Here is a 24,540-nt window from a genome sequence, read left to right as displayed (position 1 = left end):
AGCGCGTTGCATGAAGGACTGAGAGCCGTCCCCGATTGCACCGCGATCGGGAGCAGCTCTAAGGGCGGCCGTCGCGTTCGTGAGACATCTGCTTGGGGTGTGACGTCGACCAAGCCAGGGGCGGCGACGGCGGGTTGGTCTCGAAGATCGTGCGTCCTGCCAAGGCGTTGACGATGACACCGCTGCGCCAGGCCATGAGGCTGAGCTGCGGCTCCGCGATGCCGTGGCTCACGAGGCCGCCGTTGAGGACGAAGAGCCGGTGGCCCGCCGGACCGTCCCAGGTCGCGGCGAAGTCGGAACCGATCTCGGGCCGGCCGTCCGCGTCGAGGACGAGGCGGTCCCGCAGCGGATCGAGGCAGGCTGGCAGCGCGTATCGGTAGCCGGTGGCCAGGATGACGAAATCGGCATGCGCAACCTCGATGCCTCCGTCGAAGCCGTTGCGCATGATGAGACGGTAGCCGCCGACCCGGTCGACATCGAGCACGGTGCGGTGCGGCAGCAGGCTCGTGGCGAGGGGGGCCTCGGCGAGGTGCCGCAGGTTGTAGAGGCGCCGATAGATCGCCTGCAGGGTCGCGCCCGAGATGCCGTCGCCGGCGAGCTTCTGGCGTGCCACCGTGGAGCGGCGGCGGGCATCCGGCAGGGTGTGGAAGCTCTCGACGTAGCCGGGCGTGAACAGCTCGTTCGTGAACGGGGTTGCGTCGATCGGCTGGAAATTCGGGCGGCGGCTGATCCAGGTAACGGCGGCCGGCGCGTCCGATCCCCGGTTCAACAGGTTCAGCACGATCTCGGCGCCGCTCTGCCCGCCGCCGATCACCGCCACCCGCCGGCCTGCGAACCGATCGAGGGCGAAGGCGACCTGAGAGCTATGGACGTGGTCGCACGGGTCGAGCTTCTCCGCGAAGCCGGGAAGGCTCGGCTGAAGCCCGACGCCGAGGGCCAGGTTGCGCGCCTTCACGGTCCCCCGGCCGCCGTCGAGCCGGAAGGCGCGCCCTTCGAAGCGGACCTCACGGATCGCGGTACCGAAGCGCAGGCTCGGCAGCCGGGCCGCGACCCAGGCGAGGTACTGCGCGAATTCCCGACGCGGCACCGCCTCGAACTCGGCGTTGAGGAACTCGTAGAAGCGTTTCTGGGCCACGAGGTAGGCCAGGAAGCTCCAGGGACTCGTCGGGTTCACCGCCGTGACGAGGTCTTTGAGGAAGGAGGTCTGCAGCGCGACGTCCGGAAGCATCATGCCCGGGTGCCAGTCGAAGGCCGGCGCGCGGTCGAAGAATTGCGCGTCGAGGTCGCCGACCGCGTCGAGCTGCGCCGCGAGGCTCAGATTGAACGGGCCGATTCCGATGCCGGCGAGGTCGAGGGGGTGGTCGCTCATGATGCGCGGGCTCCTGCCTGTATGCCTGCCCTGTCGTCGTGCCCGGTACCGGCCTCCCGGGGGATGGAGGCCTCCGCGCGATGGAGCGGGTTGATCAGCGGACTGCCGAGCCGCGGCACCGGTCGCAGATTGGAATCGCCGTAGCCGAGGCTGAGCCGGACGCGGTTGATGCAGATCCGCGGTACGGTCGGCGCGAACAGCTCGAACTGGCGGAACCGGTCGGCGAGGTCGGGGTGACGTGCGTGGTAGCGGCGCAAAACCCGCGCGAGCGCCCCGTAGAAGGCGGCCTCGGGAAGGCCGTCGCTGCGCAGAAGCGCATCCGAGACGAAGCGCAGCAGACTGGCGAAATGGCCGGTCTGCAGGTGCTGCAGCAGGTGCGCGGCCGGCCGCCGCAGAAGGGTCTCGCGCACGCCTTCCGGCAGGTCTGCGGCCTCGGGAAAGTCCTGGTCCACGAGATCGGTGTCGCCCTGGAAGTCCTTCAGGGCGACGCCACAGGGCACGCCGCCCTCCAGGATCAGCGTCACGTTCTGGCCGTGGGCGATGAAGCCGACGCCGTAGCGGCAGAGGAAGTGGTAGAGCGGGACGGCCACGTGATCGAACAGCCGCTCCAGCCACGCCTCCGGGGCGAGACCGGAGCGGGCGATCAGGCTGGACACGAGCGGGCGGCCCGCGGCATCCGCCTTCAGCAGCGCGCCCATCATGAGGGCGGATCGGCCGGGTCCGAGGCGGCCGGCAATGCCCTCCCGCCAGATCACGCCCAGCATCTCACGGTACTGGTAGGGCGCATCCGCGATCCGCTCGTAGACGGGGTGCGGATAGAAGGCGCCTGCGCGTTCCCGCAGGATCACGGTGCCGGCGAGCGCCGGATCGCGCGCGGCCTTGTCCGCCAGCCAGCCCGAGAAGGCCGGCCCGATATCCATGTACTTGCCCGGCACGCCCCGCCAGGCGGAGGTGTTGAGGATCGTGAGCGCCAGTTTCACGTCCAGGCGGCCGTCTGCATCCGCGCAGGCGAGCGTCCGCAGCGATTGCTGGGGCCGGTAGCCGCGGCCGAAGGTCCCCAGGGGAACGAGGCGCCCAGCCGCGATCTCGCCTGCGAAATGCAGGGCGATCTTGTTGTCCCACTGCCAGGGATGGACCGGCACGAGCAGATGGGTCGCGGGATCGGCCCCGCGTGCGGCGCAGGCCTGCGCCAGGCGCGCCCGTTCCGGCCCGTCGAGGGCGTCGGCCAGGAGGTCCGCCTCGGCGAGGCCGGGCTCCAGGCTGAGGCGGCAGGCGGTCCGGTCCGCCGCGACCCAGAACAACTGGATCTCGGGTTGGAATTCCGGCGCGTAGGCCTCGTAGTCGGCCAGACCCCAGCCGATCCGCCCCTTGCTGGCGGGGGCCTTCGGGTGGCCGTCGAGATAGGCCTGCAGGACCCGGTCGCTCAGAGCGAGGAGATCCGGCCCGGTCATGTCCCGGCCGATCGCCGCGATGCGGGCATCGGCCGTGAGGGTGCTCAGCACTTCCGCCGCATAGGCGCAGAGGGTGGCGGGCTCGATCTCCAGCGTCCGGCTCGCATCCACCAGGAACCCGGCCGCGTCGTCGGCCGGGGTCACCCGGGTGCCCGCGATGCGGAACAGGCTGGCCGGATCGATCGCGAGGTTGCCCCAGATCCGGCGCTCGGCTGCGAAGCGGTAGGCGATCCCGCCGTCGAGGCGCAGCAGCCACTGCGTTCCAACCCGGTCGGTCGGCTCGGGCGTGAAGGCTTCCTCGAACGCGAGTTCGGAGATCGTCTTGGCGATCAGCGCACGATTGAGGTCGAGCCAGAGCGAAGCCGTCACGGCCGCGCCACCCGGCAGCGGTCCGGCGCTCACAAGGGAACCTCGCGGAAGAAGCGCTTGCGCTCACAGCAGACCAGGGCCGCGCGCTTGTGGGGGAAGTCGAACTCCTTCAGCGTCTCGTAGGCCGCATCCCCGCAATAGCTCAGCATCTTGCGATGCGTGGCCCGCGGCTCGCCCATGATCCGCCCGGTACGGGGCTCGTCGAGGAAGAGGTAGTGCGTGATGGCCCTGAACCAGGCGAGGGTTTTCGGCCTTCCCAGGTGCGCGACATTGCCGATCAGCCCGTGCCAGCCGCGGTCGAAATCCTCGGCGTCGTAATAGGGCCCGAGCCGATCCTCCTTGGCCCAATAGAACTCGAAATAGCCGACCGGCACGTCGTCGAAGCTGCCGATCACCCCGAACAGGTGCGGGTCGTTCTCTTGATCGGCGAGGTAGCGGTCCAGCTCCGCCTCGCTCTGCGCGAGCTCCCAGTAATAGGCGACGCGCTTCTGGTTCATCCAGCCATGGAACAGGCCGAGATCGTGCCGCCGGTCGATGGCGCGAAACGACAGGGTCGTGCCGAGATGCGGCAGCCAGCGCCGGTAGAACGAGCCATTCGGCTGCGGCGGTCGCAACGGTGGTAGCCGATCCTGCGGCCCGATCTGAGAGCGGATCAGCGGGTAGGCCGCCCGCGTTCCGGCCGTCAGCCAGAGTAGGGGGAGCTGGTAGAAGGACGCTCGCTCCACGACCGCGTCGGGCGCGGCCGGATCACCCTCAGTCTTCGCTGCCAGGGCGCGCAGGGACGCCGCGTTGCCGAGGCCGGGAACGCGCAGCCGCCCGGCCTCCGGGCACCGCTGGAACGCGGCCTCGACCAGGGCCGCCACCACCGCAGCGTCGGCGGGATGACGGCCGACCGAGCCGTTGAGCGCCAGGAAAGCTTCGTCCGCATGGTCGCGCAGTTCAGCCTCCGCGATCCGGTTGTCGCCGCGCGATACGAGCAGCCGGGCCGTGCCGGCATCGGACGGCAGGCTTTCGATCACGAGATCGTCGCCGGTGGCGGCCCAGTGGCGGCTCGTCCCGGTCCAGCCGTTCAGCGCCGTCCCGGTTACGGCTTCGATGCGGGCACGCACCGTCATGGCTTGGCGCCTGCCCGGGCGGACGGAGCCGCGAGCGGGTTCGGAAGGTCCACGTAGCTCGCCAGAGGGTCGGTCACGTCGGTGTTCTCATTGAGGTTGCGGAAGCAGATCTGGAAGTTGCCCTTGCTGCCCAGGGCCGGGGCATCGAGCAGCAGGCGCAGGCAGGTCTTGTCCCGGAGGTCCTTCCCGGCGAGCGCTTCGATGAAGCGGCGCATGGCCCCGGTGAGGGCGTCCTCCGGCGCTAGTCCGGCAATGCCGATGGCTCCGATGACGGCGAAGACGCTGTTGACCACGAGGTAGTAGGCCATGATCCGCGCAGCCTCCGCGGAGGTCAGGAGGTGCCCGGCCTCAAGGTCGAGCCCAGGGGCGGCCTCGCGGAGGGCCGGAAGGAATTCACGCACGAAACCCGTACCTTGGCAGTCGCGGAAGTAGGTTCTGACCGGCCAGCCATCCGCGAGTTCGAGGACCAGGTTCTGCTGGTGCGCGCCGAACAGCAGGCCGAGCGCGCACTGGATCTCGAGGATCGGCCCAACCGTGACGGCGAGGAAGCGCTCGAACCAGCGTAGGGCGACGGTCTCGACCGCGCCGGCTCCCTCTGCGCTCTCGCGGCCGGCGATGCGCAGGATCGTGTCGGCTAGCCCGCTGCCCCGCCCGTCGGGATAGATCTCGCAGAGAGCGGCCAGCACTGCGGCCGGCCGCTCGTCCGCCCCGCGGAACGGGTTATCGCGCAGCGCCACGAGCGTCTGCGGCAGCACGCCTCCATCGGCGCCACGCAGCGCGAGATAGGCCGGCTCGCCAAGGACGTGGAAGCACGGCCAGCGCGCGGCGATCTCGGCGCCGACCGGGCCGTTCAGCACCCCATCTACGACGAGGCCGCGCGCGCACTCGACGCTCTTGATGAGGCGCAGCGAGTTGGTGAGCCTGAGGCTCAGCGAATGCTTGAGCATGAAGCGCGCACCGGGTGCGTAGAGGCTGCGCAGCGATGTGGTTGCGTACCAGGGCCCGCCGGCATGGCCGTGGTCGCGCAGGCGGCCTGCGCGGAACAGGACGTCGATCTCGGGATCGAGCGCGAGCCGGGCGGCCTGCCAGGGATGGACCGGCAGGAGCACGCGGCCCTTGCACGCGGCAAGGATCGTCGGATCGAAGCCGGGATCCTCCGCGGCGAGGCCCGCGCAGAGGTCCGCCGCGCTCATAGCCCGCGAGGAACCCTGGACGACCGCCTCCGGCGCGGCCGACCACCAGCGCAAGGGAAAGCCCCGACCGTATTCCGGCGCGAAGGCGCGGGAATCGGCCATCGTGAACTCGTCCCGGCTGCGCGGGGTCGGGTGCACGGAATGGCCGAACCGGAGCGCGCGCTCGGCTTCGCGGAAGCTCGGGTCGCGGCTCAGGAAGATGCCCGGTGCCGGGGCGCGGACGAGGATGTCCTCGATGGTGGCGAGGCTCTGAAAAAGGCGTCGCAGGAAGGTCGGCGCGGCCTGCGGGGTGGCCGTTCCGACGATGGCCGGTTCGTTCGCGACCGCTGCCGCGAACGCTGCGAAGGCCATGATGCGGGGCGGCTCGCCCGTGCGCAGCTCGCGAAACGGCAGCCTGAACATGTGCTGGCCGACGGACGAGACATGGGTGACCGCGATCTCGATCACTGAAGCCCGGCTCGGCAGCGGAATGCGCACCGTGCGACGCGTCGGATCGTCCTCGCGCGGCTCGGCGATCGCCAGAGTCCAGCCGGCCCATTCCCGCATCAGGCAGTTCAGGAAGCTGCGCGCCGATACCTGAGAAGCAACGTCGGCACATGAGATGTCGGCTTCGACCATACGACCCTCTTCATCTCGCAAAATTGGCAATATGCAAAAGCAAAACGAGATGCAATGGGCAATCAATACTATAGAATTGTTTTAAAAATACGATTTGGCGATTGCCACGCCGGTTATCGATTCAATAAGATCCGTGCGCGGACGGAGGTGTCATGGTTCGGATCGATGCGCGCGCTCCCGGGGCTGGAGCAACCGGGCGGCTATCCCTCGCCGCGGCCTCGGTGGGGTTCGGACAATCGGCCGTGCTCGCCCTTGTCCCCGTGGCGGCCGAGCGCACCGGGCTCGACGCGGTCGCGATGGGGGGCGTCGCCTTCGCCGGGGCGGTCGCATTCCTGGTCTGCGCGCCGGCCTGGGGGAATGCGGGGATCGGTTGGCGTCTGCGCCGGCTGTTCGCGGCCCTCGCCGCCCTGATGGCGCTCGGCCACGGCCTGTTCGCGCTGGCCCTGACGGTGCCGGCTCTGCCCGTCGCTGGAGCCCTGGTGCTGCTCGTCGCCTCGCGGATCGCCTATGGGGCGGGGGCCGCCGGGGTGATGCCGCATGCCCAGGCCGCCGTGCTGGGGTCGGTGGCGGAAACGGCGCGCCCGGCGGCGCTCGGTCGGCTTGGTGCCGGTCTGTCGGCAGGGCGCATCCTCGGCTCGCTGGCGATGGGCGTCGGGGTGTTCGGGACGGCCGTGCCCCTGGTGGCTCTGGCGGCGAGCCCGCTGCTCCTGCTGGCCGCGCCCGACCTCCCGGGCGTCAGCCCTGGCGCCAGGCCGGCGGGAGCGCATCGCGGCCGCGTTCTGCGCGCGGCCGCGCCGCTCATGGGGATCGGCTTCGCCCTGACCCTTGGCCTCGGCCAGATCCAGATCGTGCTCGGCTTGTTCCTGCAGCAGCGCTACGGCCTCGACGCGGCGGGCGCTGCGGGTCTTGCCGGCGCGACCTTCGCGCTCGTCGCGGTGACGATGATCCTGACGCAACTCGTCCTGGTGCCGCGCCTCGGCCCGAACCTGCGGAGCAATCTCGGCGTCGGGCTTGCGGGCTTCGCCGCGGGTGCAGGCGTGATCGCCTGTGCTCCCGCCGCCTGGGTCGCCGTGCTCGGGACGGTCGTGGTGGGCGCCGGCATTGCCCTGGCGACCCCGCATTACACCGCCGCCCTGGTCGCCCGGTTGCCCGGGCACGCCCAGGCCGCGGCTGCCGGCTGGCTCGCGAGCGTCCATGTGCTCGGCCAGGGGATTGGAGCCCTGTGCGGCGGAGCGGCCTTCCGGATCGCGCCCGCGCTGCCGTTCTGGACCTGCGCGGCCTTGGGCCTTGCTCTGATCGTTGCCGCCGCGCGGCTGCGCCCGGGCGATCCCCGTCATCCGGTGGCCTGACTGGCGCGGCCCGTCCCGAGCAGCCGGACGGTCGCCACCGTGGCGAGGCCGGACAGGAGCGTCGCGAGCCCGAACAGGGCGCCGTAGCCGAGGAGGTCGGCGAGCTTGCCCGAGATCAGCGAGCCGACGAGGTAGACCACGAGCTGCGCGCAGGCGAGGATCGTGAAGTCCGTGCCCGGCTGTTCCGCCGAGGACACCGCCATGAACAGGCTGTAGAGCGCCACGATCTCCATGTAGCGGATCAGGGTCTGGAACCCCGCCGCGCCGAACAGCGGCCACAGGCCGACCACGGCCCCGAAGGCGTGCGCCGTGAACAGGGCGAAGCAGAGGGTCCGCAGCCCGCCCAGCAGCCCGAGGGTCGCGGCCGTGCCGTAGCGGCGGACCAGCAGCGCCGCGACGCCGGAGCCGGCGAGCCCCGCGGTCATCGCCGAGACGCCGGACAGGTAGCCGATCTTGTCGAGGGGAACGCCCGCATCGACCAGGTAGGCGCCCTCCATGGCCTTCACGAGCCCCTCGCTCACCCGGTAGGTGAGCGCGACCCACAGGATGGTGTGCACATCCGGCCGCCGCAGGAAGGCCCGGATCGAGGGCCGCAATGCGGTGGCGCCGGTCTCGGGCGCACCCTCGCGCATGGCGAAGGCGGCCAGCAGCGGCGGCACGGAGAAGGCCGCCGCGCTCAGCAGCATCCCGGTCCAGCCGACATGATGGTAGAGGACGAGGCTCAGCGTCCCGCCGACCACAACCCCGAGGGCGACCGAGCCGCCCTGTATGGCATTGCCGATGGCGCGATCCTCCGGCCGCAGCCGCTTCACGGCGTAGCCGTCCGTGGCGATGTCCTGCGTCGCGATCAGCAGCGCGGCGAGGAAGCCGACGCCGATGATCCCGGGCACGTTGGTGGGCCCGAGCGGCAGCATCGCGAGGATGCAGCCGATCACGCCGACCTGGGTCATCACCACCCACCCCGCCCGGTGCGCCCGCGCGAAGGGCCGTACCCGGTCGATCAGCGGCGCCCAGAGGAACTTCAGCACGAGGGGCAGGAACAGGAGGCTCAGATAGCCGATCGCCGCCCGGGACACGCCGGCCTCGCGCATGATCGGCGGGAGTGCGGCGGCGATCAGGTAGGAGGGGATCGCCTGCGCCATGTAGAGGGCGGCGAGCACCGCGAAGAGCGAGAACCGCTCGCGCCGCCCGTCGGGCGGAACGGTCACGGCGGCGGGGGCCGAGGAGGCTGCGCTCATGTCAGGTAGGCCCGCGCGGAGGCTCGGGCGGCGGGCTCGTCCGGGGCGATCGCGATCGGGAAGTTCCAGAGCCGGCGGAACACATCGGCGCCCGCCTCCTCGAAGCCCGGCCGCACGATCACGAGGCCGCGGCAGTGCCGCTCGAGGTCGGCGCGCGTCCGCTTGAACCAGAGGGCCTGCGCCTTCTCGGAGGCCGCCGAAAGCTTGCCGACGCCGCCGAGCAGCAGGATCAGGGCGAACGGTTCGGTCCGTGCGCCCACCTGCTCCAGGGCCTCGAGGTAGGCGGTCTCGTCGCCCGGCTCGGTCGGGCCGAGATAGCGCAGGACCAGGAGGTCGTCGGTCTCTTCGAGGGCGACCATCCCTCAGAAGGTCCTGCGGTAGCCGACGGTGACGGTGCGCCCGAGCCCGAAGACGGTCAGGTTGCGCACCGAGGTCGCTGTCGGATTCCAGTAGGCGCGGTCGAACAGGTTGTCGACGGAGGCGTAGAGCTCGCCTCCGGCCAGGGGCGCGCCGACCGCGGCGTTCACCGTGAAGGCGTCCTTCAAGCGGAAGCGGGTGCCGATGAGGTCGATGCGGGCGTCGCGGCCGCTGAAGCCCTCACCCTCGACCCGGAGCGAGACGCCGTTCGCGAACAGGTAGGTCCCCGAGAGCGTGCCGTGGAAGGGGGCGCCGATGCGGTTGTTCGGCAGGTAGCTGTCGAGGCGCCCGTCCTTGTTGGTGTCGTAGCGGCCCTCGCGGTAGCCGAGCACGGTGCCGAGATTCAGTTGCTCCGTGACCTGCGCGTTCCCGGTGAACTCGACCCCGTAGATCATCTCCTTCTGCTGGCTCAGCTTGTTGGTGAGCGGGTCGAACGTCGTGCCGTCGTCGGAGGTCGACACGAACCCGCCCAGGCTCCCGGAGAAGATCCCGCTCCGGCCGCGGACGCCGAAATCGTAGGAGTTCACGATCTGCGCCTGCGGGGCGATGCTGGAATACGCGATGGTGGTGCCCGCCGGCAGGCAGAACGGACGGGTGATCGGGCAGGCATAGGCGAGGGACAGCCCGGCCCGGCGCGTGAACGCACCGATATCGGCGAGCGCGTAGCCCTGGCTGAAGCCGCCGTAGAGGTCGATGCCCGGCAGCAGGTTGAAGGTCGCGCCGCCGTTGAAGGTCGGGGCCGAGTAGGAGAACGTGCCGCCGGTGACGTTGAGGGCCGGCAGCACGAAGGTCGAGTAGCCCAGCACGTTGCGCGCCGCGCTGGCCGCGAAGGTCGTCGGCCGGGTGAAGCCTGCGACGTCGAGGTCGAAGTGCTCGTAGCGCATGCCGGCACGCACGGTCAGCCGCTCGCCGATGGGCAGCTGGAGCAGGGCGAAGCCGGCGTAGCTGTTCTGCTGCAGGGGCGTGAACACGTCGCTGCCGTCCCGCGCCCGCTGTCGGGTCGATTCCGAGATTATGTCGGAGCCCCAGGTCAGCTTCAGCCCGGGCAAGAGGGCGCTCAGGTCTGTATCGAGGGTGAGGTTGATGCCGCCGCGCTCGGTCGCGAGCGCAGTCTGGTTGGCCAGGCTGGTGGGCGCGGTGGGGATGAACGAGTAGGTGACGAACGGGTTTGCTGGATAGGCGAATTGCGAATAATTGAAGCGCTTGTTGATGTCGTTATAGAAACCGAGGATCGAGAAACTGCCAAGAGGCGTATCCCGATCCGTATAGCGCAAATAGAGTGAGCGCGTATCCTCGGCGACCGGCAGGCCGATATAGCTTCGCGCGTAGTCGGGCCGGGCGAAGGAACCGCTGTAATCCGTCAGGTAGCGCGGATCCTGGTTGAGCAGGATCTGAGTGAGGCCGAACTCGACGCGCTTGGTGAGATCGAGGTCGTATCCGAGCCGCAGGTTGATGTTGCCGAGCTGGAAGCGGTCGGCACCGCCCTGGCCGAGCTGACCGTCGGAGGGCAATTCCCGGCCCTTCCCGTCGAAGGTGCGGGTGGCGAACCGACCGGAGCCGGTGAACGCGTAATCGACGCCGTCCGGCACCTTGCCGGTCACGCTGATCGAGGTCTCGGGCGCGACGCCGTGAACCGGGTCGGCCGTGAAGGTCCGGATCGCCGTGTTGACGGTGACGACCGGAGCCCCGTCCGTCGGGCGCCGGGTGATGAAGTTGACGGTGCCGCCGGTCGCGCCCGCGCTGTAGAGGCTGGAGGCGCCGGCCACCACCTCGATCCGCTCCACCGAATTAAGGTCGATCAGGTTGAGGATGCGCGAGACGTCGCGCAGCGGCGTGTTCACGGGCACGCCGTCGATCAGCACCAGGAGGTTGCGGCCCCGGAAGCTCTCGGAGGCGCTGGAGATCGTGCCGTTCGGCACAGAGAAGCCCGGCACCAGCTTCGAAAGCACCGCCGAGGGGCTCGAGGTCAGAGCGAGCTGCTGGCGGATCTGGTCGCGATCGACGACCTGGACGCTCTGCGGCACGTCCTCGATCCGGCGCGGCGCGCGGGTGGCCGTCACGGAGATTTCGTCGAGGGCGACCACGGGTGCGGCGGTCTCGGCCCGGGCCGGCCCGGCCAGGGCGGTCCCCGCACCGAGGATCGCGACGAGACGAATGGTACGCATGATTGTCAGACCCACCCCTGCGATTCCGCGTCGGAACGCCTTCCACGACCGCCGGGCCGGGTCCGACGTGTAAAGAACGCCAGAAATCGACGGCCAGCCAGTTTAAAACTTGTCTAATTTAAGATCATCGCGACTTTGGGCGCCGACACGTTCGGTTGAAGATGCCTAAAGTCTCGACATGTCTAGGCGGCTCTAGCATGGTGATTTCGAACCCGCTTGGACTCGGGCGCGCAAGAGTATGGACTGCTGCGCAGCTGCAGGGTGAGGGAGGGCGCGATGACGAAACGACTTTGCTTGGCCGCCACGTCACCGGGAAACCCGGTTTGGCCACCGCGATGAGCGCCACGGTGCAGGCCGTGACCCGCGGGGCGGCGGCCGGCGTCGTCCCGGAGTCGCGCGCGGACCCCGATTCCCTTCCGTTCCGGGGCCGGACGGCGATTCGCATCGTTCCGGACCTCGGCATCGCCTCGGTGTTCGAGCCGTCCCGTTCCTGGCGCGACGAGGGCCCGGGCGAGCGCCTGCTGCTGGTGCGGCCTGCGATCGGGCGCCTCCAGGTGACCCAGGGCGGGAGCACGGTCGCCTGCTGCTCCAGGGACGCGCTGCTGGTCGCCACGAGCCGGGACGCCGTCTTCGACGCACTGGGGGTCGACCGGATCGACCTCCTGGCGATCGACCGGCAGCGTCTGACCGGTCCGCTCGCCGCGCTGGAGACCGGTCACATCCGGCGGATCGGGCGGGACCATCCGGGGCTGCAGACGCTGACCGTCTACGGCGCGAGCCTTCTGCGGGGCCTGATCCCCGTGGGGGCCGCGGGCATCGCGGACCTCGTCCGCGAGCACCTCGCCCAGTTGCTGGCCTACATCGTGCGCGAGCCCGGCGTCGCAATCTCCGCGCCCGGCCCGAGCCGGCGCGACCTGCGGATCCAGGCGCTCAAGGCCGAAGTGGAGCAGCGCCTCGGCCGGCCGGACCTGAGCCTGGAGGCGGTGGCGCAGGCCCAGCAGATCTCCAGCCGGCAGGTCCAGGCGATGTTCCAGGCGGAGGGCGAGACCTTCTCGGGCTTCGTCCTCGCCCGCCGCCTCGACCGGGCGATGCAGCGCCTGACGGATGCCGAGGATGCCCGTCCGGTCAGCGCGATCGCCTTCGATGTCGGGTTCGGCGACCTCTCCTACTTCAACCGCACGTTCCGCAAGCGCTTCGGTCTCACACCGTCACAGGTCCGACGATCGGGCGGGACCATCGACCAAGGGCATGTTCGCGGGCGTGATCGCGCGATGGATCGTTGAGAGCGTTCGCGGCCGGGAGGCGCGCAGACCAATCCGATATGCTGCCGCTGCCATCGGCTTCCGACGGTGAGACGGCGTGGAGCGGGTACCGGGAATCGAACCCGGGTATTCAGCTTGGAAGGCTGCTGCTCTACCATTGAGCTACACCCGCGCGGGCGGATCGTTAGCACGCCGTCCGGCCCGTGAGAAGACGGTCTCAGGCCAGACCGAGCGCGGCCCGCGCCTCGGCGGGGCTGGCGACGTTGCGGCCGTGGCGGCGGACCGCTTCCGCAGCGAGGCCGACCAACTCGGCGTTGCTCGCCGCCAGCCGGTCCTTCGTCACCCGGATGTTGTCCTCCAGGCCGGTGCGGACCGCGTCGGCGCCGCGCGCGAGCGCCCAGTCCATCACGACCGCCTGGTTGCGGCCGATCCCGGCGGCGGTCCAGGTGGCTTCGGGCAGGATCCGCCGCGTCTCGGCGAGCAGGATGTCGAGCAGGTGCTCCTCGGCCGGCATCGCGTTCTGGACGCCCATCACGAACTGCACGTGCGGGCGCGCGTCGATCAGGCCCGCCTCTACCAGCCTCCTGGCGCCGTGAAGGTGCGACAGGTCGAAGATCTCTATCTCCGGCCGCACCCCGTGCTGCTTCATCTGACTCGCGAGATCGGTCACGAGGCCGGCGCCGTTCTCGTACACGATGCTCGGGAAGTTCACCGAGCCGGTGGAGAGCGAGGCCATGTCGGGACGGTGCTTCAGCGAGAGTCCCCGGGCGGCCGGATCGCGCCCGCGCCCGCCGGTGGAGAACTGCACGATCATCCCGGGACAGTGCTTGCGCAGCCCCTCCTGCACGGCGGCGAACTTGTCGGGGTCGGAGGAGGGCGATTCGTCGTCGTTGCGCACGTGGATATGGGCCAGCGTCGCGCCGGCCTCGAAGGCCTGTTGCGTCGACTCCACCTGCTCGGCCACGGTGACCGGCACGGCCGGGTTGTCCTTCTTGCGCGGCACCGAGCCGGTGATCGCCACCGCGATCACCACGGGCGCCTCGCTCGGGGATCCTGCCATCGCGTCTTCTCCCTGATCGTCCGTCTGGTTCCGGTCCGGGATAACGTCGCGCACCGGGAAACTGAACCGCCCGGGCGGGACATCTCGGCGCCGGTGACAGGGTGAACCCGGGGGCTCGTTTGACCCTCGCACCACGCGCGGCCACAACGGGGCGAGCCGGCCCACGCCCTCGCCCTGAGGCTCGCTGCGCCCACACATCGCGGATGCGGGCGTGGATCGGAGAAGGGGTGTCACAGGGCCTGGGCGCAGTCGAGGCGGGCCGCCATTCGAGCGGCGAGGAACACGATGATCGACACCATCCTGGTCCTGAACGGGCCGAACCTGAACCTGCTCGGCAAGCGGCAGCCGGAGATCTACGGGCGCGAGACGCTGGCCGATGTCGAGGCCCTGTGCCGCGAGACCGCCGGCGGCTTCGGGCTCACGGTGGATTTCCGTCAGAGCAACGCAGAGCACGCGCTGATCGACGCGATCCAGGCCTTCCGGGTCGGTTCGGCCGGCATCGTGATCAATGCCGGCGCCTACACCCACACCTCGGTGGCGATCCTCGACGCGCTCAACACCTGCGAGGTGCCGGTGATCGAGTGCCACATCTCGAACGTCCACCGGCGCGAGTCGTTTCGCCATCATTCCTACGTCTCGCTCGCCGCGACAGCCGTGCTGGCCGGTTTCGGGACCCACGGCTACGCCCTAGCGATCCGGCATCTGGCGCAGCTGCGGGCCCAGGCCGGCACGGCCTGAGCGGCGGATAGCGGCCGGTTCAGGGTTGACGCTGGCGGAGACAGGGCGGAGGAGACCGGTCAGGCCTTCCCCATCCTCGCACTCGAGACCGGTCGCCGGCGGAGAGTGCCCCCAGCGGAGCGCGCACGCCGCATGACCACGTCGTTCCTGCCCACCGACCGGACGCTGATCGCCCGCGAGGCGGCCAAGATGTTCCTCGAGATCCAGGCGGTCCATTTCTACAAGGACGAGCCGTTCAAGTTCACCTCCGGCTGGGCCAGCCCGGTCTATATCGATTGCCGCAAGATCATCTCGTTCCCGCGCCTGCGCTCGACACTGATCGACTTCGCCGCCTCGACGATCGTGCGCGAGATCGGCTACGAGACGCTGACCCACATCGCGGGTGGCGAGACCGCCGGCATCCCGTTCGCCGCCTGGATCGCCGACCGGCTGATGCTGCCGATGCAGTACGTGCGCAAGAAGCCCAAGGGCTTCGGCCGCAACGCCCAGATCGAGGGCGAGGTTGTGGAGGGCGCCCGGACCCTGCTGGTGGAGGATCTCGCCACCGACGGCCGCAGCAAGGTGAACTTCTGCCAGGCGCTGCGGGACGCCGGGGCCCAGGTCGATCACTGCTTCGTGCTGTTCTACTACGACATCTTCCCCGGCAGCGCCGCGCTGATGCAGGAGATCGGGATCAAGCTGCACTACCTCACCACGTGGTGGGACGTGCTGGCGGTGGCCAAGGAGATGGGCACCTTCGACCCGAAGACGCTGGCCGAGGTCGAGAGCTTCCTGAACGCGCCGGCCGACTGGTCCGCCGCCCACGGCGGCATTTCCGCGTTCGGGCAGGCCTGAGGAGTCCGCCGCGATGAGCGTCGCCGACCTGTTCCCCGCCGCGCAGCCGCCCGCTTCCACGGCGGCCGACCGGATCACCATCCGCCGGCCGGACGACTGGCACATCCACCTGCGCGACGGCGCGATGCTGAAGGCGGTGCTGCCCTACACGGCGGCCCAGTTCGCCCGGGGCATCATCATGCCGAACTTGGTCCCGCCGGTGACCACGGTGGCGGCGGCGCGCGCCTATCGCGAGCGGATCCTGGCCGCGCTGCCCGCCGGCCTCGATTTCACCCCGTTGATGACCTGCTACCTGCGGGACGACACCGACCCGGACGAGATCGAGCGCGGCTTTGCCGAGAAGGTCTGGATCGCCGCCAAGCTCTATCCGGCCGGCGCGACGACGAACTCCCATGCCGGCGTCACCGACCTGATCGGGCTCGCGCCCGTGCTGGAGCGGATGGAGCGGATCGGCATGCCGCTCCTGATCCATGGCGAGGCCACCGATCCGGAGATCGACATCTTCGACCGCGAGGCGGCGTTCATGGAGGGCAGCCTGATCCCGCTGCTCGCCCGCCACCAGGGGCTGAAGGTCACCGTCGAGCACGCGACCACGGCCGAGATCCTCGACGTGGTCCGGGCCAACCGGACTCGCGTGGCGGCGACGATCACGCCGCACCACCTCGTCATCAACCGCACCCACATCTTCCAGGGCGGTCTGCGCCCGCACCTCTATTGCCTGCCGGTGGCCAAGCGTGAGCGGCACCGCCTGGCGCTGCGGGCGGCCGCCACCTCCGGCGAGGCGTGCTTCTTCCTTGGCACCGACACCGCCCCGCATATCCGCGGCGCCAAGGAGGCGTCCTGTGGCTGCGCCGGTGTGTTCTGCGGCCCGACCGCCTTGCAGACCTACGTGCAGGTGTTCGACGAGGAGGGGGCGCTGGACCGGTTCGAGGCCTTCGCGTCACTGAACGGCGCGCGCTTCCACGGACTCGCGCCCAACGCGGCCACCGTCACCTTGGAGCGCCGGGAGAGCCGCGCCATCGAGGCGGTCGCGGTGGAGGCCACCACCGTGGTGGTGTTCCGCGGGGATGAGACGCTGCCTTGGGCGGTGGTGGCGTAGAGGCGGGAACGGGCTTGGTGCTCGGCATCGCCTGCGGTGTCGGCCACTGCGAGTGACTGGCGATGCGCCTCAGCTTCGAACGCCGATGTCCGGACGTCGGGAGCCGAGATCTGAATGGGTCTCAGCCCCTCAGCACGGAAGCGCGCACGGTCCTTGCGACCCTTCAGGCGCAGAGACGCGGAATCTAACAGATTCGGCACGAAGCGCGTGCGCCTCGAGGGTGACAGGTCATGTCGGCGAAGACAGACGGTTTTCCCTCGCGCCGATATTCTGTAAGCCGCCTACCGATCCGGAGACCCGACCATGCAGGATGAGCGACAGGACGGCATCACGGCGCTCGGTGCCGTGGATCTCGCGGCTGCCATCCGCGGCCGGGTCGTCTCCTGCGTCGAGGTCATGCGCGCGTACCTGGAGCGGATCCACCGGCTCAATCCGCAGGTCAACGCCATCGTCGGGCTTCAGGACGACGCGGTGCTTGTTCGAGAGGCCGAGGCGCGGGATGCCGCCCTCGGGCGCGGCGAGGAGGTCGGGCCGCTGCACGGCTTCCCGCTCGCCGTGAAGGATCTCGATGCGGTGCGCGGGCTGCCGTTCACTCAAGGTTCGCCGATCTTCGCCGGCCGGATTGCCGAGGTGGACACGATCATGGTCGCCCGGCTGCGCGCGGCCGGGGCGATCTTCATCGGCAAGACCAACATCCCTGAGTTCGGCCTTGGGTCGCACAGCTTCAACCCGGTCTACGGCGTGACCGGGAATGCCTACGACCCGGAGAAGAGCGCCGGCGGGTCGAGCGGCGGGGCCGCTGTGGCGGTTGCGCTCAAGCTGCAACCGGTGGCCGACGGCAGCGACTTCGGCGGGTCGCTGCGCAACCCTCCGGCCTTCAACAACTGCTTCGGGCTGCGCCCGAGCTGGGGCCGGATCCCGGTCGAGACCAAGGACGTGTTCAGCCCGGGCCTGTCCGTGCTCGGTGCGATCGGACGCAGCCCCGCCGATATCGGCCTGATGCTGTCGGTCCAGGCCGGCTACGATCCTCGCTGCCCGAACACGATCCGTCAGGACCCCTCCGCCTTCGCGAGCCCGCTGGCCCGGGATTTCCGCGGAACGCGGATCGCCTGGCTCGGGGATTTCGACGGCCAGATCCCGTTCGATCCCGGGGTGCTCGAACTCGGCCGCGCCGCTCTTGCCACCTTCACGGAGATCGGATGCGTGGTCGAGGAGGTCGCGCCCCGGTTCGACATGGAGGCGCAGTGGCGCGACTGGCTGACCCTGCGGGCGCTGGCGGTCTCGGCCTCGCTCCGGCCGTTCTACGACGAGCCCGCCCACCGGGCGCAACTCAAGCCGGAGGCCGTCTGGGAAGTCGAACGCGGCTTGGCGCTCACCGCCGACCAGGTGGTCGCCGCCCTGGAGGCGCGCACCCGCTGGTACGAGACCCTGCGTCGCTTCATGGAGCGCTACGATTACCTGGTCATGCCGAGCGCGCAGGTCTTCCCGTTCGACAAGAACCTGCGCTGGCCCCGGGAGGTCGGCGGCCGCACGATGGACACCTACCACCGGTGGATGCAGACCGTGATCCCGGTGACCCTCTCGGGCCTCCCGGCCCTCGACGTCCCGGCAGGCTTCGGCGAGACCGGTTTGCCGACCGGTCTCCAGATCGTCGCCCGGAACCACGGCGAGCTCGCCTGCCTTCAGCTCGGCGCGGCCTACGACGCGGCAAGCAACTGGGTGCGCCGCCGGCCGCCGCCCCTGCACTGAGCGCGGTCGATCCTCAGCTTACGCGTTGACCGGTTGTCAGGTCTCCGGTATGAGGCCCAACACTTCACGCGCGACTGACCTGAATCCGATCCCGGATTCATCGATCGCCGCGAGGCAGGCTCGGATATCCGATGAACGCGGTTCTTATTGTAGCGGAAGCGTCACCGACGGGGCGGCCCTAAACCAGGGCTGCAATCCGAGCGGTGGCGCATGCAGGGTCCCTAGGGGCCCTTTTTTATTGCCCGCTGCCCGGTGACGCATCACGACCAACGAGATCCACGCGTTCGAGATACCGACGGAGACAGGACTTTCGAGCGAGGCGGATGCCGCCTCGCGTGACGAAGGTGCAGGACGAGAAGAACCGGCCCGTCCGGCGGCGCACGACCGCCGTTGACGATCCGGGGAGCGGAGGAGGAGAGCATGGGCGGCGAGGTCATGACCGGGGCCGAGATGGTCATCCGGGCATTCCGGGATAAGGGCGTGGACACGCTGTTCGGCTATCCGGGCGGTGCCGTACTTCCGATCTACGACGCTCTGTTCCACCAGGACGCGGTGAAGCACGTGCTCGTCCGGCACGAGCAGGGCGCGGTGCACGCGGCCGAGGGCTATGCGCGCTCGTCCGGCAAGGTCGGCTGCGTGCTGGTCACGTCGGGGCCCGGTGCCACCAACATCGTCACCGGCCTCACCGACGCGCTGCTCGATTCGATCCCGCTCGTCTGCATCACCGGGCAGGTTCCGACGCACCTCATCGGCACCGACGCCTTCCAGGAGTGCGACACGGTCGGCATCACGCGCCACTGCACGAAGCACAATTACCTGGTCAAATCGATCGAGGACCTGCCGCGGATCCTGCACGAGGCGTTCTACGTCGCGGCGAACGGCCGGCCCGGTCCGGTCGTGGTCGATCTGCCCAAGGACATCCAGTTCGCCTCCGGCCTCTACGAGCGCCCGGAGATCTCGAGCCACAAGACCTACCGCCCCGCCGTCAAGGGCGACGGCGACCGGATCCGCGCGGCGGTCGAGATGATGGCGACCGCACGCCGCCCGGTCTTCTACACCGGCGGCGGCGTGATCAATTCCGGCCCGGAGGCCTCGCGGCTCTTGCGCGAGCTGGTTGCCGAGACCGGTTTCCCGGTCACCTCGACCCTGATGGGGCTCGGCGCCTATCCGGGCACGGACCCGAAGTTCCTGGGCATGCTCGGCATGCACGGGACCTACGAGGCCAACCTCGCGATGCACGAGTGCGACGTGATGATCTGCGTCGGCGCCCGGTTCGATGACCGGATCACCGGCCGGCTCGACGCGTTCTCGCCGTTCTCCAAGAAGATCCACATCGACGTCGACGCCTCCTCGATCAACAAGGTGGTCAAGGTCGATGTCGGGATCGTGGGCGACTGCGCCTCGGTGCTGGCCGACATGCTTGAGGCCTGGCGCGCCCTGCCGTCGCGGCCGGAGAAATCCAACCTCGACCCGTGGTTCCAGAAGATCGGCGCTTGGAAGGCGCGGGACTGCCTCGCCTACTGGCCGTCGGGGACGATCATCAAGCCGCAATACGCCGTGCAGCGCCTCTACGAAGCCTGCAAGGATCGCGAGACCTACATCACCACCGAGGTCGGCCAGCATCAGATGTGGGCGGCGCAGTACTTCAAGTACGACGAGCCGAACCGCTGGATGACGAGCGGCGGCCTCGGCACCATGGGGTACGGCCTGCCGGCGGCCATCGGCACGCAGCTCGCCCACCCGAAGGGGCTGGTGATCGACATCGCCGGCGAGGCCTCGATCCTGATGAACATGCAGGAACTCTCGACCGCGGTTCAGTACCGGCTGCCGGTCAAGGTGTTCATCCTGAACAACGAGTACATGGGCATGGTTCGGCAGTGGCAGGAGCTGCTGCACGGTTCGCGCTACTCGCAGAGCTACTCCGAGAGCCTTCCGGACTTCGTCAAGCTGGCGGAGGCCTACGGCGCCAAGGGCATGCGCTGCGAGAAGCCGGGCGACCTCGACGGCGCGATCGCGGAGATGCTGGCCTATGACGGGCCGGTGCTGTTCGATTGCATCGTCGACAAGACCGAGAACTGCTTCCCGATGATCCCGTCGGGCAAGGCGCATAACGAGATGCTCCTGTCCGATTACCTCGGTGAGACCGGCGTCGAACTCGGCGACGTGATCTCCGAGGAAGGCAAGATGCTGGTGTGAGGTTTTCAGGGTGGCGGCCCTTCGGGGCCGCTGCCCGCCGCATGGGCGGCGGTGCGCGGTCGCGCTTGCCTTGCGCGAGACGCGCTCGGATCGCCGCCATGAGCAGGACTGGACGAGGACGAAGCCGGCGATGAACGCGATGAACACCCACTATCCCGACGCCGTCCGCGTCGAGCCGGTGAACCGGCACACGCTCGCCGTGATCGTGGACAACGAGCCCGGCGTGCTCGCCCGCATCTCCGGCATGTTCTCCGGCCGCGGCTATAACATCGAGAGCCTGACCGTCTCCGAGACCGAGGAGGCGCGCCACATCTCGCGCATCACCATCGTGACCGCCGGCACCAACGCCGTGATCGAGCAGATCAAGGCGCAGCTCGACCGGCTGGTGCCGGTCCACCGGGTCGTGGACCTGACGCTCCAGGGCAACGCGCTGGAGCGCGAGATCTGCCTCGTGAAGGTCAAGGGCGAAGGCGAGCACCGCAGCGAGGCCCTGCGCCTGGCCGCCGCCTTCGGCGCCAAGACGCTCGACGCCACGCTCAACTCCTTCGTGTTCGAGCTGACAGGCGCCACCGAGGAGATCGACCGGTTCGTGCGCCTGATGAGCGTGATCGGCCTGGTCGAGATCTGCCGCACCGGCATCAGCGCCATGGGGCGCGGGTCGGAGCCGCTGTAGGGGCCAAAGGCTCGGATCTGCTATGCTCCGCCGTCCTCGTGGGATGCGGAGCCATGGAAGCCGAGGTCACATGCTGGGGCGATGATCTCGCCGCGCGGCTGAGCCGTGCGCACCTGGCGCAACAGCGAGCCCTGGCCGCGGAAGTCATGCTGCCGCCCGGCTCCGTCGGTGCGGGCGCGGCTTCGACGGATCAGGTCCGCGTGATCGATCAGCGTACCCGCATCTTGAGACGCCTTGGCACGGCACCCGCTGTGGTTCTCGCCGAGGCTCGCCCCCGGGTCGCGACACTGATCGGCCTGCAGGCATCCCGGTTCGCGGATCCGAGGCGGTAATCCCGGGTTGCCTGCTATTGATTCCAAGACCGCAAAGGGCCCGCATGACAACCCGCACCCTCTACTACGCCCCCGGCGCCTGCTCACTGGCCGCCCACATCATCCTCGAAGAATCAGGGCTGCCGTTCGAGGGCGTGAAGCTCAACCTCGCGGCGGGGGACCAGAGGGCACCGGAATACCTCGCGATCAACGAGCGCGGCCGTGTGCCAGCTCTGGTCGAGGACGGCTGGGTGCTGACCGAGTGCGCCGCGATCCTGCGCCACGTCGCCCGCTCCGTGCCCGAGAAGGGCTTTTGGCCGACCGACCTGCGCGCGCAGGCCGTGGCCGACGAGTGGTTGGGCTGGCTCGCCGCCAACCACCACGTCGCCTACGCGCATGTCCGTCGCCCCGAGCGCTACACCGCCGACGAGGACGCCTTCGCCGGCATCCGTGCCAAGGCTGCGGACACCTACGGCGACCTCTGCACCATGACCGAGGTCCGGCTCTCGAACGGCGGCTGGGCGGTGGGCGATCGCTACGGCGTGGTCGATGCCTACCTGATGGTGTTCTGGGTCTGGGCGTCCGGGTCGTCGATCAAGTTCGATATGGCAGAGCGCTTTCCGGCCTGGCACGCACACGCTCGACGGGTCGCCGAGCGGCCGGCGGTGCAGGCGGTATTCGGGCGCGAGGGGCTGTCCCTGCCAGCGTAGATCCAGCGTCGTCCGGCCCCTTGCGGCGTCGGACGAATCGCTCTATCGAGCGTACCGTACGGTACGGTACTGGGAACGATGCGGTCGAGCCTCGCTGAGCGGCAGGAGACGATGGAGGCGGGCGCCCAGGCGCACGAGCCGCCATCCGTGCGCCAGCAGGCGGTGCTCGATGCCGTGCTCGCCCTCATGGTCGAGGACGGGGACCAACTCACCATGGACGCCGTCGCGCGCCGGGCCAGCTGCTCCAAGGAGACGCTGTACAAATGGTTCGGCGACCGCGACGGCCTGCTCACCGCCACCGTGCGGTGGCAGGCGTCCCGGGTCCATGCCGGCCGCGAGGCCGTGCAAACCCTCGACGGGACGACCCTGCGGGAGCATCTTCAGGACTTCGCGGTCTCCTGGTTGACGGTGATCGCGAGCCGCACCTCGGTGGCGCTGAACCGGATCGCCGTCGCCCATGCCGGCTCGCGCAAGAGCAACCTCGGCGGCATCGTACTGGCGAACGGTCGCTTCGCCATCGGTGAGCGGGTGAAGCCGGTGCTGGAGGCCGGGCGCACCGCCGGGCTCCTCGCTTTCGCCGACAGCGAGGCGGCGTTCCGGACCTTCTTCGGCCTCGTCGGCCGCGATATTCAGATCCGACTTCTGCTCGGCGAGGCGCTCGACCTCGATGCAGATGAGATCCGGCGCGATGCGGAGCGCGCCGTGGAGCAGTTCCTGGCCCTGTACGGCCAGGCCAAAGCCTAACCTCACCCGAAACCAGCACCTGAAGAGGAAACCGACATGCGGGTTTATTACGATCGCGACGCCGACCTGAACCTGATCAAGGGCAAGAAGGTCGCCATCGTCGGCTACGGCAGCCAGGGCCACGCCCACGCGCTCAACCTGCGCGATTCCGGCGTGAAGGACATCGTCATCGCGTTGCGCGAGGGCTCCGCCACGGCCAAGAAGGCCGAGCACGAGGGCTTCAAGGTCCTGTCGGTCGCCGAGGCCGCCAAGTGGGCCGACGTCGTGATGATGCTCACCCCCGACGAGTTGCAGGGCGACATCTACCGCGAGTCCCTCGAAGGCAACATGAAGCAGGGCGCCGCCCTCCTGTTCGCCCACGGCCTCAACGTCCACTTCAACCTGATCGAGCCGCGCAAGGACCTCGACGTCCTGATGGTCGCCCCGAAGGGCCCCGGCCACACCGTCCGCTCCGAGTACCTGCGCGGCGGCGGCGTGCCGACCTTGATCGCCATCGCCCAGGACGCTTCCGGCAACGCCCACGATCTCGGCCTGTCCTACGCCTCGGCCAACGGCGGCGGCCGCGCCGGCATCATCGAGACCACCTTCAAGGAAGAGTGCGAGACCGACCTGTTCGGCGAGCAGGCCGTGCTCTGCGGTGGCCTTGTCGAGTTGATCAAGGCCGGCTTCGAGACCCTGGTCGAGGCGGGCTACGCCCCCGAGATGGCCTATTTCGAGTGCCTGCACGAGGTGAAGCTGATCGTCGACCTCATCTACGAGGGCGGCATCGCCAACATGAACTACTCGATCTCCAACACGGCCGAGTACGGCGAGTACGTCACCGGCCCGCGCATCGTCACCCCTGAGACCAAGGCCGAGATGAAGCGCGTGCTCAACGACATCCAATCGGGCACCTTCACCCGGAACTGGATGCTGGAAAACAAGGTCAACCAGACCTCGTTCAAGGCGACCCGCGCCAAGCTCGCCACCCACCCGATCGAGGAGGTCGGCACCAAGCTCCGCGCCATGATGCCGTGGATCTCCGAGAAGGCGCTGGTCGACAAGACCCGCAATTGATTTGGGATTTGGCGGCCGGGCTTTGCCCGGCCGCATCTCGGGGGCCGGTCACGCGAAAGCGAGGCCGGCCTTTTCTATTGGCGGTTGCCGAACGCGACCCTTCCCGACAATAACCGCCCCAGCGGTCCCGGCTGCATGAGGACCGGACAGGGTTGGAGAGGACACGCCATGGCATCGCTCTATTCGGACGCCCACCGGGCGCTGCAGACCGAGTTCGGCACCACCAAGCTCGCCGTGCGCCTCGACGAGGATTGGGTCCACGAGAGCATCCAGCCGGACGAGGGCGCCTTCATCGCCTCCCGGGATATGTTCTTCCTGTCCACGGTCGATCCCGACGGGATGCCGACCGTCTCGTACAAGGGCGGACCCCCGGGTGTGGTGAAGGTGCTCGATGAGAACACGCTCGCCTTCCCGGGCTTCGACGGCAACGGCATGTTCTACTCGATGGGCAACATCGAGGGTCAGGCTAAGGTCGGCCTGCTGTTCATCGACTTCGAGACGCCGCACCGGATCCGCGTCCAGGGCCACGCCACGCTGCTGCGCGACGACGCCCTGATGGCCGAGTACACCGAGGCCAAGTACCTGGTGAAGGTCGCGGTGAAGAAGATCTGGGTCAACTGCCCGCGCTACATCCACAAGTACCAGAAGCTCGAGCAGAACAAGTACGTCCCGACCCCCGGCCGCGAGACCCCGCTGGCCTCCTGGAAGCGCCTTGACCTCGCCGGTGACGTGATCAGCGATGCGGACAAGGCCCGGGTCGCTCAAGAGGGCAAACTTGAAGTCGCCGAGTACGAGGCGCTCGTCGCCCGCGGCGAGGCCTGAAC

General features: G+C 69.2%; 21 protein-coding genes, 1 tRNA gene and 1 pseudogene. 13 read left to right on the top strand and 10 right to left on the bottom strand.

Annotation, left to right across the window (positions count from 1 at the left end; genetic code table 11):
- Positions 1 to 58: 58 nt before the first annotated feature.
- From FVA80_RS18305 to FVA80_RS18290, 4 genes are read right to left on the bottom strand one after another with little or no spacing between them, the layout of a single operon-like run.
- On the bottom strand, positions 59 to 1,369 hold the full coding sequence (locus FVA80_RS18305) for a SidA/IucD/PvdA family monooxygenase (RefSeq protein ID WP_147907166.1): 1,311 nt from the start codon (positions 1,367 to 1,369) through the stop codon (positions 59 to 61).
- Positions 1,366 to 3,222: an IucA/IucC family siderophore biosynthesis protein gene (locus tag FVA80_RS18300; protein ID WP_187193401.1), complete on the bottom strand. Its 1,857-nt coding sequence runs from the start codon at positions 3,220 to 3,222 to the stop codon at positions 1,366 to 1,368. The genes FVA80_RS18305 and FVA80_RS18300 overlap by 4 nt, the downstream gene beginning before the upstream one ends.
- On the bottom strand, positions 3,219 to 4,304 hold the full coding sequence (locus FVA80_RS18295; protein WP_147907167.1) for a GNAT family N-acetyltransferase: 1,086 nt from the start codon (positions 4,302 to 4,304) through the stop codon (positions 3,219 to 3,221). Before FVA80_RS18295 ends, FVA80_RS18300 begins: the two co-directional genes overlap by 4 nt.
- Positions 4,301 to 6,115: an IucA/IucC family protein gene (locus tag FVA80_RS18290; RefSeq protein WP_147907168.1), complete on the bottom strand. Its 1,815-nt coding sequence runs from the start codon at positions 6,113 to 6,115 to the stop codon at positions 4,301 to 4,303. Before FVA80_RS18290 ends, FVA80_RS18295 begins: the two co-directional genes overlap by 4 nt.
- A 242-nt stretch (positions 6,116 to 6,357) precedes the next feature.
- Here FVA80_RS18290 and FVA80_RS18285 point away from each other — a divergent pair, with 242 nt between their 5' ends.
- The gene (locus tag FVA80_RS18285; protein WP_246692014.1) at positions 6,358 to 7,464 is read left to right on the top strand and encodes an MFS transporter; all 1,107 of its coding nucleotides are present in this window, start codon (positions 6,358 to 6,360) and stop codon (positions 7,462 to 7,464) included.
- On the opposite strand, the gene FVA80_RS18280 is transcribed toward FVA80_RS18285, so the two are convergent.
- The 3 genes from FVA80_RS18280 to FVA80_RS18270 form a co-directional block, all read right to left on the bottom strand.
- Entirely contained in the window at positions 7,449 to 8,606 is a 1,158-nt protein-coding gene (locus FVA80_RS18280) for an MFS transporter (protein ID WP_246692430.1), read from the bottom strand. The two genes, FVA80_RS18285 and FVA80_RS18280, sit on opposite strands and share 16 nt — an antisense overlap.
- Positions 8,607 to 8,698: 92 nt before the next feature.
- The gene (locus tag FVA80_RS18275) at positions 8,699 to 9,061 is read right to left on the bottom strand and encodes a hypothetical protein (RefSeq protein WP_147907171.1); all 363 of its coding nucleotides are present in this window, start codon (positions 9,059 to 9,061) and stop codon (positions 8,699 to 8,701) included.
- 3 nt (positions 9,062 to 9,064) lie between these two features.
- Positions 9,065 to 11,284 (bottom strand): TonB-dependent receptor, encoded by a 2,220-nt coding sequence (locus FVA80_RS18270; protein WP_147907172.1) that lies wholly within the window; start codon positions 11,282 to 11,284, stop codon positions 9,065 to 9,067.
- A 323-nt stretch (positions 11,285 to 11,607) separates the two neighbouring features.
- On the opposite strand from FVA80_RS18270, the gene FVA80_RS18265 reads away from it, so the two are divergent.
- Entirely contained in the window at positions 11,608 to 12,567 is a 960-nt protein-coding gene (locus tag FVA80_RS18265; RefSeq protein WP_187193399.1) for a helix-turn-helix domain-containing protein, read from the top strand.
- Positions 12,568 to 12,644: 77 nt separating this feature from the next.
- On the opposite strand, the gene FVA80_RS18260 is transcribed toward FVA80_RS18265, so the two are convergent.
- Positions 12,645 to 12,718, bottom strand: a tRNA-Gly gene (locus FVA80_RS18260).
- A gap of 45 nt (positions 12,719 to 12,763) precedes the next feature.
- On the bottom strand, positions 12,764 to 13,606 hold the full coding sequence (locus tag FVA80_RS18255; protein WP_147907174.1) for a 3-keto-5-aminohexanoate cleavage protein: 843 nt from the start codon (positions 13,604 to 13,606) through the stop codon (positions 12,764 to 12,766).
- A 285-nt stretch (positions 13,607 to 13,891) separates the two neighbouring features.
- Between FVA80_RS18255 and aroQ the strand changes: the two genes are divergently transcribed.
- The 3 genes from aroQ to pyrC all read left to right on the top strand — a co-directional run bounded on the left by aroQ (position 13,892) and on the right by pyrC (position 16,277).
- A complete protein-coding gene (gene aroQ, locus FVA80_RS18250) occupies positions 13,892 to 14,344 on the top strand; it encodes a type II 3-dehydroquinate dehydratase (RefSeq protein ID WP_147907175.1) in 453 nt (150 codons plus the stop codon).
- A gap of 132 nt (positions 14,345 to 14,476) precedes the next feature.
- Positions 14,477 to 15,178, top strand: coding sequence for an orotate phosphoribosyltransferase (locus FVA80_RS18245; protein ID WP_147907176.1), 702 nt, complete (start codon positions 14,477 to 14,479; stop codon positions 15,176 to 15,178).
- 13 nt (positions 15,179 to 15,191) lie between these two features.
- A complete protein-coding gene (gene pyrC / locus FVA80_RS18240) occupies positions 15,192 to 16,277 on the top strand; it encodes a dihydroorotase (protein WP_147907177.1) in 1,086 nt (361 codons plus the stop codon).
- Between the two features lie 74 nt (positions 16,278 to 16,351).
- Here the strand turns inward: pyrC and FVA80_RS18235 are convergent.
- Positions 16,352 to 16,477, bottom strand: a pseudogene (locus FVA80_RS18235) (antitoxin MazE-like protein); the annotation flags it as partial.
- 103 nt (positions 16,478 to 16,580) lie between these two features.
- On the opposite strand from FVA80_RS18235, the gene FVA80_RS18230 reads away from it, so the two are divergent.
- From FVA80_RS18230 to FVA80_RS18195, 8 genes are all read left to right on the top strand, one after another.
- Positions 16,581 to 18,026: an amidase gene (locus FVA80_RS18230; RefSeq protein ID WP_147907178.1), complete on the top strand. Its 1,446-nt coding sequence runs from the start codon at positions 16,581 to 16,583 to the stop codon at positions 18,024 to 18,026.
- A 420-nt stretch (positions 18,027 to 18,446) separates the two neighbouring features.
- Complete coding sequence (locus tag FVA80_RS18225; protein ID WP_147907179.1) at positions 18,447 to 20,222, top strand: acetolactate synthase 3 large subunit; 1,776 nt, start codon at positions 18,447 to 18,449, stop codon at positions 20,220 to 20,222.
- 130 nt (positions 20,223 to 20,352) lie between these two features.
- On the top strand, positions 20,353 to 20,895 hold the full coding sequence (ilvN, locus tag FVA80_RS18220; protein WP_007561879.1) for an acetolactate synthase small subunit: 543 nt from the start codon (positions 20,353 to 20,355) through the stop codon (positions 20,893 to 20,895).
- 53 nt (positions 20,896 to 20,948) lie between these two features.
- Entirely contained in the window at positions 20,949 to 21,227 is a 279-nt protein-coding gene (locus FVA80_RS18215; protein WP_147907180.1) for a hypothetical protein, read from the top strand.
- Positions 21,228 to 21,271: 44 nt separating this feature from the next.
- A complete protein-coding gene (locus FVA80_RS18210; RefSeq protein ID WP_147907181.1) occupies positions 21,272 to 21,916 on the top strand; it encodes a glutathione S-transferase N-terminal domain-containing protein in 645 nt (214 codons plus the stop codon).
- A gap of 111 nt (positions 21,917 to 22,027) precedes the next feature.
- A complete protein-coding gene (locus tag FVA80_RS18205; protein WP_147907211.1) occupies positions 22,028 to 22,660 on the top strand; it encodes a TetR/AcrR family transcriptional regulator C-terminal domain-containing protein in 633 nt (210 codons plus the stop codon).
- 36 nt (positions 22,661 to 22,696) lie between these two features.
- Positions 22,697 to 23,716 carry a ketol-acid reductoisomerase gene (gene ilvC, locus FVA80_RS18200; protein ID WP_147854888.1) on the top strand — a complete coding sequence of 340 codons (1,020 nt, stop codon included), beginning with the start codon at positions 22,697 to 22,699 and terminating at the stop codon, positions 23,714 to 23,716.
- A gap of 168 nt (positions 23,717 to 23,884) precedes the next feature.
- Positions 23,885 to 24,538 (top strand): pyridoxamine 5'-phosphate oxidase family protein, encoded by a 654-nt coding sequence (locus FVA80_RS18195; RefSeq protein WP_147907182.1) that lies wholly within the window; start codon positions 23,885 to 23,887, stop codon positions 24,536 to 24,538.
- Positions 24,539 to 24,540 lie beyond the last annotated feature (2 nt).

Source organism: Methylobacterium sp. WL1, assembly GCF_008000895.1.
GTDB lineage: Bacteria > Pseudomonadota > Alphaproteobacteria > Rhizobiales > Beijerinckiaceae > Methylobacterium.
This window is presented reverse-complemented; position numbering and strand designations above follow the sequence as displayed.